9 protein-coding genes are annotated in these 12,902 nt (G+C 50.3%); 3 read left to right on the top strand and 6 right to left on the bottom strand.

Going from position 1 to position 12,902, the window contains the following annotated elements:
* Positions 1-70 precede the first annotated feature (70 nt).
* The 3 genes from KK062_RS05435 to KK062_RS05425 all read left to right on the top strand — a co-directional run bounded on the left by KK062_RS05435 (position 71) and on the right by KK062_RS05425 (position 2,537).
* Positions 71-433, top strand: a complete 363-nt coding sequence (locus KK062_RS05435; protein WP_254083243.1) for a VOC family protein — start codon at positions 71-73, stop codon at positions 431-433.
* A gap of 223 nt (positions 434-656) precedes the next feature.
* Entirely contained in the window at positions 657-1,307 is a 651-nt protein-coding gene (locus KK062_RS05430) for a hypothetical protein (RefSeq protein WP_254083242.1), read from the top strand.
* Between the two features lie 198 nt (positions 1,308-1,505).
* Positions 1,506-2,537 carry a LacI family DNA-binding transcriptional regulator gene (locus KK062_RS05425; RefSeq protein ID WP_254083241.1) on the top strand — a complete coding sequence of 344 codons (1,032 nt, stop codon included), beginning with the start codon at positions 1,506-1,508 and terminating at the stop codon, positions 2,535-2,537.
* A gap of 6 nt (positions 2,538-2,543) precedes the next feature.
* Here KK062_RS05425 and KK062_RS05420 read toward each other — a convergent pair whose 3' ends face one another.
* The 6 genes from KK062_RS05420 to KK062_RS05395 all read right to left on the bottom strand — a co-directional run bounded on the left by KK062_RS05420 (position 2,544) and on the right by KK062_RS05395 (position 12,857).
* Positions 2,544-3,869, bottom strand: a complete 1,326-nt coding sequence (locus tag KK062_RS05420) for a sugar porter family MFS transporter (RefSeq protein ID WP_254083240.1) — start codon at positions 3,867-3,869, stop codon at positions 2,544-2,546.
* Positions 3,870-3,921: 52 nt separating this feature from the next.
* On the bottom strand, positions 3,922-4,932 hold the full coding sequence (locus KK062_RS05415; protein WP_254083239.1) for a LacI family DNA-binding transcriptional regulator: 1,011 nt from the start codon (positions 4,930-4,932) through the stop codon (positions 3,922-3,924).
* A 76-nt stretch (positions 4,933-5,008) separates the two neighbouring features.
* Positions 5,009-7,345 (bottom strand): GH92 family glycosyl hydrolase, encoded by a 2,337-nt coding sequence (locus tag KK062_RS05410; protein ID WP_254083238.1) that lies wholly within the window; start codon positions 7,343-7,345, stop codon positions 5,009-5,011.
* An 8-nt stretch (positions 7,346-7,353) separates the two neighbouring features.
* A complete protein-coding gene (locus KK062_RS05405) occupies positions 7,354-8,754 on the bottom strand; it encodes an SGNH/GDSL hydrolase family protein (RefSeq protein ID WP_254083237.1) in 1,401 nt (466 codons plus the stop codon).
* Between the two features lie 4 nt (positions 8,755-8,758).
* Positions 8,759-11,332: a glycoside hydrolase family 38 C-terminal domain-containing protein gene (locus tag KK062_RS05400; RefSeq protein ID WP_254083236.1), complete on the bottom strand. Its 2,574-nt coding sequence runs from the start codon at positions 11,330-11,332 to the stop codon at positions 8,759-8,761.
* On the bottom strand, positions 11,319-12,857 hold the full coding sequence (locus KK062_RS05395) for a sialate O-acetylesterase (RefSeq protein WP_254083235.1): 1,539 nt from the start codon (positions 12,855-12,857) through the stop codon (positions 11,319-11,321). Before KK062_RS05395 ends, KK062_RS05400 begins: the two co-directional genes overlap by 14 nt.
* Positions 12,858-12,902: the final 45 nt, after the last annotated feature.

Raw genomic sequence — 12,902 nt, 5'->3', positions numbered from 1 at the left:
TACAAATGTGATGAACGAGAAGCCTGTGACGAGACAAACAAGTACCTTAGAATCTATAAATAGCGCAGCCATGCAATTCACCAAACTCGTTCCCGAGCTCTATTACCGTGACATCCAGGAAGGCTTGAAAATGTTCGTCGACTGCCTGCAATTCCGCGTCGGTCACAGCGAATTGGATTCCGACAATCCCTTCTGCGTCGTAGAAAAAGATGATCTGAGCGTCATGCTTTTTGAGAACGTAGCATATGCCGAAAAATTCACACCGCTGTTGCGACTCGTGACAAACAACATTGAAGACGTTTACAAACAGGTAGCATCAAAACATCCTGAATTGTTGCATCCCAACCTAAATCAGGTGACGTTGCGGCCATGGGGCGCAAAAGAATTTGCCCTGCTGGATGACCAAATCGGTATCGTTGTTCAACAATGGTAACATCTGTAACCCTATCGCAAAACACCCCGTTTAGGCATCTATACCGTCGCGCTACCTCTTGAAGTATTTCATATTTATAGCCGTCCTCGTAGCGGCTGCGTTCCTAACCGTCGTCACACAGGTTGGCGGCGCCATCTATCTGGCATCCTGGATACTCTATCTCCTGATTCGAAAACGGATCGCAAAAAGATCTTGGAGAATCGCCGCTCGGTATACCCTATTCATGGGGCTATACTTGATTACAATCCTCATCATCATGCCTCCCATCGCAAAAAAGTATGGAAGAGTTCCCTTGCCATTTATAGAGACCAACCACGTCAGGCCGCTATCCATTTGGACCGCCTTGCTCAACCGAAACTACGTACGCCCCGAGCTCCGAGCCATCACGTATGCCGTAGGGGATGAAATGAACCGAAAATACCCAGGCACCGTGATCAACTACATGGATGCCAATTTTCCCTTCCGCGATGGCTTCCCACTGCTGCCCCACATCAGTCACAACGACGGCAGAAAGCTAGACGTTGCTTTTCACTACATCGACAAGGCTACCGGAAAACGTAGTAACGGAAACCCGTCGCCCATCGGCTACGGGGGCTCGGAACCTCCTCGCAAAGGCGAACCCGACAGACCTTCCCGCTGTACCTCGAATTGGCAATACAGTTATATGTACGGGTGGATGCCCTTATCCGACAGGTTAGCATTTGATCAGGCCCGGACCCAAGACATGATCAACGCATTCATCAAACAAAAAGGTATCAAAACCCTCTACCTCGAGCCACACCTAAAAAAGCGTCTTCACCTCACAAGCAAAAAGATCAGGCTACACGCGTGCTACTCCGTACGCCACGACGACCATGTTCACGTGCAACTTTGAGAGGTACGAAGGAGTTCCGCATGACTCGCGCAGGTGTTGCTCGCCTGTTCAGTGGACCCGTTAACCCATAAAAGCACTTTACCATCCTAAAATTTCAGAATTGCGACTCAAATCGCTTATTTTCACCATCAGCATGTACATTTGCCGCGCCGGTTGTCTTAAATTGGCCTCGCCAGACACGCACGTTTACACCCAGACATGAAAAAGAGCAAAGTTTCGATAACCGATATTGCCTCCCAGCTCAAGATTTCCACGACCACCGTCTCCTTCATTTTAAATGGAAAAGCCAAGGAAAAAAGGATCAGTGACGAGCTCACGGAAAAGGTCTTGAAACTGGTGGAAAAGGTGGGCTACAGACCCAACCACTTTGCTCAAACGCTGCGCACCGGCAAGACCAACATCATCGGGCTTATGGTAGAAGATATCTCCGATCCCTTCTTCGCCAGCCTGGCCAAACATATCGAAGACGTCGCCTTGCAGCGCGGCTACAAGATCTTATACTGTAGCACCGAAAACGGAAAGAAACGAGCCCAGGAGTTCCTTCGCATGTTCGATCAACTCGGCGTCGACGGCTACATCGTCACCCCCCCGGCCGGGATAGAAGACGACCTCAGCGCACTCATTGACAATGGAAAAGAAATTATATTATTCGATCGCCACTTCAAAAAGGTCGCCACCGACTACGTCATCACCGACAATGCCGAAAGCGCCTATGCAGGCGTGGATCACCTCGTAAAACACGGTTATAAAAAAATCGCTTTCGTAACACTCTTATCACGCCTGCCCCAAATGACCGGCCGGTTGGCCGGCTACGAGCGCGCTATGCGCAAATATGCGTTACCAGCCGTGGTACACAAACTCTCCTATTCTGCCAGCCGGGCAGACTACATCGAGAACATAACCGACATTGTCAAACAAGATCCCTCCATCGACGCCATACTTTTTAGCACGGGCTCGTTGGGCTTGAGCGGTGTCGAAGCGCTCACACACCTCGATGTCAACATACCCGACCAGATAGGCGTAGTATCATACGACGATCCCGACCTGTTTCGCATCAACCGCCCTACCATCACCGCCATTGCCCAACCCATTGAACAATTGGCCCAGGCGTTGATCAACCGGCTGTTGGACAAAATCGCCAAGCCTTCCAAAAAAACCGGGAAAGAAAAGCAGGAAATCATTATCCCTGCCACGTTGATACCGCGCGAGTCCTCTCGCAAAAAAAACTGATCCTCGTTACTTCACCGACAATCTTTCTTCGAGTTCCTCCAGCGAAATCCCTTTCGTTTCCGGCATGATAAACGCCGTAAACAAAAGCTGCAATACCATCAGCAAAGCAAAGCCACTAAAGATCATCCAGGACTGAAAGGCATTGATCAAAATTGCTCCCAGCAAGGTGATCAAGGCAGCAAACCCGTTGAGCACCCCCATACCCCATGCCTGTCCGTAAGCGCGTACTGGAGTTGGAAAGATCTCAGACATATACACAAAGATTACCGCCCCCTGCCCCACGGCATGAGAAGTAATAAACAACAACATAAAAACCAGCATAAAGACCGCCGGCGCACCGACATAAAAGCCATAAGCAATCATGGCCAGGCTAATAATATATCCGATTGACCCCACATACATAAGCCTCCGCCGCCCGATCCGATCGATCAGATAAACACCCACCAACGTAAACACCACGTTTACCAATCCGATGGCAACCGAACTCAGCAGCGACTGCGCCGTACCCGAGCCTGCTTTCGCCAAAACTTCCGGCGCGTAGAATAAAATAAAACTGATACCCGAAAACTGATTAAAGAAGGACATCAAAAACGACAACACCAGCACACGCGTATACTTCTGGGAGAAAAGACGCTCTGTATAGACGCTCGACGGATTTTCGGTGTGAATCGTGCGTAGCAATCGGTCTGCCTCCTCCTTTTTACTGATCCGATCCAATACCCGATGCGCCGCAGCAGCATCACGTTTCCGCAAAATCAACCATCGGGGGCTTTCGCTAATACTGAAAAGTAGTAGTGTAAAGACGCTGTACGGCACAGCCATGATTCCCAGCATCCACCGCCAGTTATCTGCACCGAAGGAAACCGCAAAGAAATAATTAGAGAGAAAAGCAAGCAAAAGACCCAATACAAGATTTAGCTGAAACAACATGCCCAACCGTCCCCGATGCCGGGCATCCGCAACCTCTGATATATAGGTAGGCGCAACGATGGAGCCTACACCCGCACCAAGTCCGCCGACAAACCGAAAAAAAGAAAACATATAGGGACTATCCGAAAGCGCCGTGCCGAGCGATGACACAACAAACATACACCCCACCAGGATCAATGTCTTTTTCCGCCCCAGCTTTTCCGTAGGATAACCTCCCAACAACGAACCGGTAACACTTCCCCAGAGCACCATCGAAATAATAAACGTTCCGTGAAACCAGTCTGACGTATGCCACAATTGTTTCAGCGGAATGTTGATTCCCGAGACAATAACCGAATCAAATCCAAAAAGAAAACCCGTGATGGATACGACTAAAACACATAGAAAACCCTTACGTTTCATAGTACATACAAGATACGGGCCTTTCAGGGTAATTCAACGGTTGCGGCCGGCGTCAGGAGGAATTTCTGGCAATAAGAAGCGTGGGCAGAATGATATTCTTGATAGGTGACTGCTCGCTATTTTGCATACGCGCCAGCAACGTATCGATCGCCGTCTGAGCAATCTCTTCAATAGGTTGTGCAACAACGGTAATATTGGGCTTATAAACCCGGAAAAGATCGTGGTCATCGAACGACACCACGGCAATATCATCTGGAATCTTCAACTCCAACCGGCTGATGGCCTGCAGACCGCTGATGCCTAAATAGTTCGTACCAAACACCACCGCATCTAACTGGCGATTCTTGTCCAGGAAAGCCTCGATCTCCTCCACATAGCTCAGGTAGTGTTCGCGAAAGGGTAACGGAAAAACATAGGGCGTCAGACCATGATCGGCAATAGCCTCGTTATACCCAATCACGCGGTCCTCCTTCTCCGGCTTATCCAGTGCCAGCGCCACCAGGCCAATATTGGTAAAACCACGGTCAATTAAATGTTTCACCGCTTCGTACATACCGCCCCGGTTGTCCACCATAACGGAGTCCGTCGCCTTATTGCCAAACTTCCGGTCAAAGAGCACAACGTTCATGCCGCTGTCGACCATCTCCTTGATCTCTTTCTCCATCCCGCGCGTAGGGGCGATAATACAACCATCGACCCCCATTGTGGTAAACATCGACAGAAACTCCTTGCCACGCTGTTTGTCGTTCTCCGTACTGCAATAAGCAATCTTATAGCCGTTTTGATAGACCTTCTCTTCGATCCGTTTGGCGATACTGGCGTAGAAAGGGTTGGAGATATCTTCCACCATCAGACCGACAATATTGATCTTGCCCGTCCGCAAACCCTGCGCAAACAGATTAGGGTGATAGCCCGACTTCTCCGCCGCGCTCCGTACCCGCTTGATCAACTTGTCGCTAAACCGGCTAGCCTGCGCCTCACCGTTCAAAATGATCGAGACCGCCGTTTTTGAAACGCTCAGCTTCTTCGCTAAATCTCCAATGGACGGCCTAACTTTTTTCATGACATTTATTCCCTTGATACATAGTCAGGGGCCTTTACCAGTCAAAAATATAAATTAAGTTGACATCACGCATTCCCTAGCGTGTATCAGACCCAAAATGTTCGTTGGGCTTATCCCCCATCACCAGGCGCAGCTCGCCACCTTTCACAATATCAGCGAAGTCAATAAAAGTCTTATTATAGTCGGCACCATTTAACGTAGCGCGCTGAATATAGACATTGGTCGGGCCATTGTTCTCCGCTAAAATGATAAACTGCTTGCCTGAATAATATGTTGGATCCAACGCAATCGATACTTTGTCAAAAACCGGGCTGGTAATATCATACTGACTCTTCCCCGGACACACCTGGTACAATCCCGACGCCGCCAGCACATACCAGGCCGACATCTGCCCTACATCCTCATTGCCCACCAGCCCTTCCACCGAATTGTTATACGCCCGGGCGCAAATCTCCCGCGTCCACTTTTGCGTAAGCCACGGCGCTTGTACATAGTTGAACAGGAAAGGAACGTGATGCACCGGCTCGTTGGCGTGGTTGTAATATAGATTCCAGAGAAAATCCTTAGGTGCCTGCTCAAAAAACTGAACCAGATCGTCCTTTACCTTTGCATTTCCCCCCATAAGGGCCACCATACCCGGTATATCCTGCGGCACAAACCAACCTTGCTGATACGGGTTACTTTCAATCGAACCAAGCCACTCCTTCAAACGCCCTTCTTTAGGCCATGCCTCCCACGTACCATCCTCCTTCCGTGGCCGAAACCACTTTACCGAGTCGTCAAAAATGTTACGGTAATTTTGTCCTTTCGCCAGGTAAACCTTCGCCAGGCTGTCCTTGCCCATTTTAGATGCCAATATACCCGTGCACCATTCGGTATATGCATACTCCAGCGTGTTGGAAATCCCCAACGACTGGTAGAAATAACCTTTATCACCATTGCCAAACCGTTCGCTTGTCTTTACCGCCAGGTCGAGCAACGCCTTGTCATCCACCTTCAGGATGCCCTTATTGTACGAATCGGCCATAACCGAGATGGCCGGATTGCCGATCATACAGCCACTATAAGCATTCAGCAGTTCCCAACGCTCCAGGTAGTCATGATTGGATTCATGCGCCAGCGCGATCAGAGAATTAGACATATCGTTCACCAGCGATGGATTGATAATGGTCTGCAACGGAAACTGGCTGCGGAACACATCCCAGCCACTAAAAATCGTCCGGCGATTATACCCCGATGCCTGGTGCACCTTCCCATCACCCCCCGTAAAGCTTCCATCGACATCGGAGGATGCCCGCGGGTCGATCATGGTGTGATAAAGGGCGGTATAAAAGATAGACTTCTCGTCATCCGTACCACCGCTCACAGTCATTTTGCCCAAGGCAGCATTCCACGCATCCACTGCGCGCTGGTGCACCGCGTCAAAATTCCAATCCGCAATCTCAGACTCCAGGTTTTTCTGCGCGCCTTCCATGCTCACAAACGAAATACCGGACCGGAGCATAACCTGCTCGTTTGTCGTGCTCGGGAACTCGCTAAAGAAACCCAGGTGTTTACCCTCCACTTCGGTGGCCGAATCTAACACCACCGCTTCTGCCACCCGTTGCTGATACCGGTCGCTTTCAACATCTTCACGCTTGCGCGTCCAGGAGTCCGGGATGTCAGCACGCCATACACCAAATTTCTGAAAAGGCTTACTGAACTGGGCGTAGAAATAAACCGTGTAGTTTGCGTGGCCATCACCGTTCCCCCATCCGCCGCCGTCAGGCGTGCACTGCATCCAACCTTTAATGGTATGATCATCCACCACCTTTATATACTGTCGCACGGACGTACCGCCTACCCGCCGGGCAAGATCGATTTGAATACGTGCCTGATCGTGTTTCGGAAAGGTAAACCGCAACATCCCGCTGTGCGGTGCTGCCGTCGCCTCGGCCCGAACGTTATAGTCACTTAACAATGTCGAATAATACCCGGCCGAGGCCTGTTCCTGATCCTTCGCATAGTGTGAGCGATACCCAGTATTTGGACCACCTTCTTTACCACGACTGGTCTTGAGCTTACCGGTGGTAGGCATCACTAAAAAGTTACCCAAGTCGCCATACCAACCAATTCCGCTCATCTGCGTAAACGCAAAGCCTTCGATCGTAGTATGCTCGTAACTATAGCCGGACCCATTGTCACCACCCGTGATAGTATTGGGGCTCACCTGCACCAACCCATACGGCGTCGTGGCCCCCGGAAAGGTCTTTCCGAGTCCATGGTATGTCCCTGCCTTACCCGTACTGGTACTGGCTCCGATAAAAGGCCTTACATATCCAGCCGGTAAGTCCTCGGCTGTATCCGGTGTTGAAGCTGACTTACAACCAACCAGCAGTGTAATCACAAAACACCATTGCGCTATCCGTCCCATAACTCTTTCTATTTTGTTTTTCCTGTACCCAACGCCGCAACTTCGATCCGGTGACTCTTGGGTTTATTCATATCATAAATCATATCTACCAGCAACTTCATTTGGTTCACATACGACTGGCGTACTTCCGGGAATCGAAGACTTTCATACGCACCAATCTTCCCGCCAACAACCCAATCCTTCTTTGCTTGTTTACTGACAAGATCGTAGGCAGCCTGATCATCTTGAAACAGCATGCCGCGAGGCTGGAAGAAAATAAACTCCAGGCCGTAATAGTCGCGCAATTTGCTCTCAAATTCTTTACGCGCCTGATTAAGGTTTGCTACCTGCACCGCTTGCTTATACTGAGGCGTTTTTACGACCAGGGCAAGATTGATACCTGCCGCAAGCTCTTCCTTCTTCCACGTACCCATCACGTTGCCGTCAATCTTCAATTCATACTGTGCCGCCGTTAGACCGGTCACACGCAACAGTTCCTGATTAAAGTCCTGTATAAACGGAACTACCGCCAGCGCATCAGATTGCTTTTGATCACTTCCCCACATACGCGAAGCTGAATCAACCGGAAAAGGCAACGCCTTCGCCAGGTAATCAAACGACACGCCATTCGCCACGGTAAGGCTACTTACATCGGCACCCGCACTTTTCTTAACAACCTTCTTCTTAGCGTCTACCTCTACTTCCGCCAGCGGCACACCGGCTAAACCCTGCGCTTTCAGGAACAGGTAGGCCATCACCAGGTGTCCACCGTTACCAGGGTGGATCCGGTCCTTGCCAACAATCGTAAACTCCGGGTTGCTTTTCTGCCCTTCCAGGTTGATCTGCTGCATGGGATAGAACAGATCAACGAACGACCACCGATTCGCCGAGGCAGCTTCCTTTTGAAAAGCAATGATGCGCTCCATCGCCTTGCTCTTACCCGGGAAATAGTTGTCTTTGTTTTTCATCGTCTCGTCATACGGCGACGATGACATCATGATCTTTTGAGCCGGAAGCGCTTTTAACTTCTCTACCAATGGAAGAAAGCCCTCGCGCGAAGCAGCAACCTTCTTGTCTGCCTCCTTCTCGGGTTCGGCACCATTATACTCAAAATAACCCGAGTCATTCATACCAAATGTCAGCACGATGGCCGACGGATTTCGCTTGACCACGTCTTCATCAAAGCGTGCAGCGATGTCCTTTATCGTATTACCGCCGATACCGACGTTCATCACCTCGATCCGCTCGCCCGGAAACCGCGTCATATAGTACAACCATATATACGATTCATAATACCCTGCTTCGGTAATACTATTGCCCACAAATGCTACCTTACTACCGGCGGGAAATTTTTGAAGGGACTGAGCGTCGGTCATCAGAGCACTGCCCAGGAGGAGACCGGCGAGTAAAATATCTTTCAAACGCTGCATATACTTACTTGGATAATTTCATTTTAATAGTACAAATTCCAAACTGTGGTACCGTCAGCGCCACGGTGCTTTTGCCACCCGTAACAAAAACTGGCAGCATTTTCCGTACATCACCATCGAGCTCAATTTGACTGGCCTCCCGTATGATGGTATGGACAACAGCCGACCCCGACGCCTCTTTAGACGAAGCGTTAAAGATTCTCAGAAACACATCGTCACCGTCCATCTGCAGTGAAGTCAACTCCCAGCCCTTGCTGAGCGTTAGCCACGACTTACTCCATGACACCGGCTTCTTATCCAACAACACCGGCACCAACGGCTCATTCCAACGCGTCGCCGTCTCACTAACGCCGGCAGCATCCCATTTCTGTGCATGCGGCACCAAAGCATACTGAATCTGTGAAGGGCCTTCAATCTTATAATTCATTCCCCACAACGCCGTGCCTGAATACTGCAACGTCAACGCCAGGGAATGACCCTCACCCGAAACATAGCTGGTCGTGTGATCCGTCAGCAAGGTCATGCCATAGCCCCCGGAAGCGTCCTCCGCATCTACCCAGCGGAGCACGACATTGTTTTTAATACTATCCCAGCGATCAAAGTACGTATTCTCCAATCTGCTTTCAGTTACGTCAAACGGCGCATCTTTATAGATCCTGGCTTTCCCAAACGATGTCGGAAACAGCGCTAACAACTTATACCGATCATCGTAAAACGCCTTCTCCGGATTCTCTGCTTTAAAATCCCGGGCCTGTGAATACTTACCAATCCCAGGATTCCCCTTCCAGTCGATCGTCAAGTCGAAATCTATTTTCGGATCATGCTGATATAATGTCACCACTTGACGAAACGGATGCGCGCCAATCTGTCCTACAATTTGCAATCGCGTTTGCAAAGGGCCATCTTCCAATACGCTCACAGTGGCGGGCTTGTCCGTGCTCGACAGGAAAGCATTCTCCTCATAGAAAAAGCCCCGCAGCTCGTTAAAGCTTCTTTCATGTTTGGCGTCTACAAACTCTTTATTCTTTAAGGTCTTTGCCTTCAGGCTTGTTATAACACCACCACGGGCCGGATCGATAACAAGACGATAAAAGTGCGTATCGACAACATACTTTTTATCCTTGCTAACGGAAACATGCTTCCCTTTAGCCGCACTCGGCTTCCTTGTGTTAACCTGATACGTTGCGTAGCCAACGGCAGGAACACGCGCCAGGAACGACAATTTTCCATGCTCGTTCCCGATAGGCTGGGAATCTACCCAGTCGCCATGCTCATCGTGAATACCCCACGAGCGCACATCAACACCGGAAGCGAGTGGAACTGAAACAAGCTCATATCGATCGGAAGCCGTTGTATTGAACACCCGAATATACTGCCCCGCTGCACGTACTTCTTTCAAGGCAGAAGTCCCTACAATAGAGTCACTGGTATGGACAGTAAATGCCGTCCAATCCCGCGTCATATCCGCCCAGGTATGTCCAGGCTTCCCGTTATACGGAACAATCCAGCAATCATGATGCTGTGCCAACAGTAAGGTGCGCCAGGCGCTATCAAACACTTTGTTCGGATACGCCGTGTCCCCCTCGAGCGCGCGCAGCGTAGCGATTTTCTCAGCCATCACAATTTTATTCTCAGCAACCCGCACCTGCTGTGCCAACCGCTGCAATACCTGCGAACCCCATACCAGGCTCACCTGCATATCCTCCTGGCTTACGCGCCACGAGTCGTTGAGCGTAGAAGTCCCAACCATGGCAAAATAATTCCGCCAGGTAGTATACAGCGAAGGCTGATAGGTCGGCTTCGCTACCCCCAACCAGGGGCCACCACGCCAGCCCGCGTCTTGCAAGCACATGCCCACCGGCGAGGCAATATTGTCTCGAAAACAAGCTGCAATATATTCTTGCGAATTCCCCCACGCCATTGTCTGCCAGGTCGAACCCGGAAGTAGCTGCTCACATCGATAACGCGGCACCGTCGGAATACCCGTACCATCAGGACCAATCCAATTTACAACACCCGTGCCATGCGCCCGCGTATAGCCACCCCAGCAAGTATTAGGATTCTTTAAAGAAGCATACCTAAACCCAAACGACTTCAGAATTTGCGGCAAGGCGCTCGTGAAGCATGGCTCCTCCGAGCTATACGTACGAAAGTCAACAGACGGAAAATGTTCCCTCGTCTTTTTAATGCCGTAAGAGAGCTGCCGGATCACACTCTCACCCGTAATATTGAACAAATAAGCCTGGCCATACGCCGGGTTCACAAATTCAACCCGCTCACGAATCGCCGGATCTTGCAACGCATCTTTAAATGCCGAATACGCCGCCGGGTCATACACCTTTACCGAGTCCCATGTCTCCGGTTCAATCTCCAGGTTAACGCTCCATTCCGGATGCTTCTGCAGTTGCTCAACCATAAACCGCGTTTGCCACCGCGGATAATGTCCATACACACCTCCATGATACCCGTCAACAAAGTAAGCTGTCTGCGCACGGGTCACCCCCATGCCAAATACCAGGCAAAGCCCCGCAACAACCAACAGTTTTATACCACGCGTCATCATATCACTTCTGTTCACGCCACGAATCTGTTCGAAAAGGCACCGCCGGCAAGCCGTTACCATTCTCAAAATTAGTCACCGCATAATTAGTAAAAGCATACCGCAGCGCCACAGGTCGTTTGACCTTAGAGGAGCTTACCTTCACCTGATCCCCAACAATAGCGGCTTCCGCCGCATAAAACTTACCATCTTCTCCCGCGAGCGAAAAGAACTTAGGCGAAGCGCCGTCTTTCGTTTTTAATCCCCCGGCGATGGTCTCCGGTATATATGTCACAATGGCAGTCCCCTTCTCAAATCCTACTGTCTTCATCTGTGGACCCTGATATACCACCGACAATCGGTTATACGTTTGGTGCAACGCCGTCAGCGCAAGGCGTATGCCCACCGGCTTTTTATTCTTCGGATGCAAATCCTTTGCTTCGCCCACATCCATCGTCAGCACCATACCTGTATTATTGAGTCTCAAAATATTGGCTTGCGCCTCACGAAAGAAAGCATAGTCCGCCAGGTCGGGATTCTCCTGGTCCCAGAAAAACGGCGCCACCTGTACAAAGTAAAATGGCAGCTCACCCTGGCCGAAATTAGACCGCCAGCTTTGAATGAGTGTATGCATCAAATGCGTATAGCCACCGCGCTCATTCCGGTTAGATTCTCCCTGATACCAGCAAAAGCCACGAATAGACAGTTTTACAAACGGATGGATCATTGCATTATACAACAGAAATGGTCGCGTGACCTTCTCAAACGAAAAACCACCGTCTATGACCTCCCGGGATTTTTCGCTTTTCAAATAGGGCTGCAGATAAGCCGAGTCCAGCAACGGATCGGCCGCCAGCACCGCCCGCGGCACATACGCCTGCGCTGCCGACGCGCCAATACCCGAGAAGATAACACCCACCGGCACGTCGAGTGTTATATGTAATTGTCGCGCAAAGAAATACGCCACCGCGCTAAACTTCTCCACCGTCTGTGGTGTACACGCCATCCATTGCCCCTTTACGTTGTCCAGCGGTGTGTTGCTAAAGTTCAGTGCCGCGTTAAAAAGACGAATGTTCTTATAGTCCGCCTGGGCAGCTTCCGCTTTGCCATCCAGTATATCGCTCACGGGCGATTGCATATTAGACTGCCCACCACAAAACCATACTTCACCAAGCAAAATATGTTGAAGGACTACGCGCGCCACAGTACCACTGGATATCTGCAGCGTATGCTCGCTGAAATCTCCGGGCTGCACTTTCGGAACCGGTATGATGCCTATAAAATCACCGTGGTCGTCGGCTTGTACAACGACTGCGGTTTTTAGCCAATCTGCTTCGATCTTAACAGGTTCAAATCGGCCTGCCTTGCCCCAAACAGTAAAAGGTTTGTTTTGCTGGATCACCATGTTGTCGGTTAACACGTCGGCAAACCGCAGCGCGGGCTGTGCCGTCTGCTGCGCGCGCACCGACAATGCACTCCCCAACATCAAAATCCCAAACATCCAGCCTCCGTGTGTCGCGAGGCGACCCGGGATAATCCTATTAAAAATCGATCTTACTTTCACGTTATACTATTAATCTACTGACATCGTAAACGAAGCGACTGCACA

Origin of the sequence: Dawidia cretensis (assembly GCF_018598175.1) — a bacterium.
Taxonomy (GTDB): domain Bacteria; phylum Bacteroidota; class Bacteroidia; order Cytophagales; family Cyclobacteriaceae; genus Ohtaekwangia; species Ohtaekwangia cretensis.
This window is presented reverse-complemented; position numbering and strand designations above follow the sequence as displayed.

Bases quoted from the DNA above. Each gene is read 5' to 3' on its own strand.
- KK062_RS05435 (WP_254083243.1), top strand. From the start codon at position 71: ATGCAATTCACCAAACTCGTTCCCGAGCTCTATTACCGTGACATCCAG.
- KK062_RS05430 (WP_254083242.1), top strand. From the start codon at position 657: ATGGGGCTATACTTGATTACAATCCTCATCATCATGCCTCCCATCGCA.
- KK062_RS05425 (WP_254083241.1), top strand. From the start codon at position 1,506: ATGAAAAAGAGCAAAGTTTCGATAACCGATATTGCCTCCCAGCTCAAG.
- KK062_RS05420 (WP_254083240.1), bottom strand. From the start codon at position 3,869: ATGAAACGTAAGGGTTTTCTATGTGTTTTAGTCGTATCCATCACGGGT.
- KK062_RS05415 (WP_254083239.1), bottom strand. From the start codon at position 4,932: ATGAAAAAAGTTAGGCCGTCCATTGGAGATTTAGCGAAGAAGCTGAGC.
- KK062_RS05410 (WP_254083238.1), bottom strand. From the start codon at position 7,345: ATGGGACGGATAGCGCAATGGTGTTTTGTGATTACACTGCTGGTTGGT.
- KK062_RS05405 (WP_254083237.1), bottom strand. From the start codon at position 8,754: ATGCAGCGTTTGAAAGATATTTTACTCGCCGGTCTCCTCCTGGGCAGT.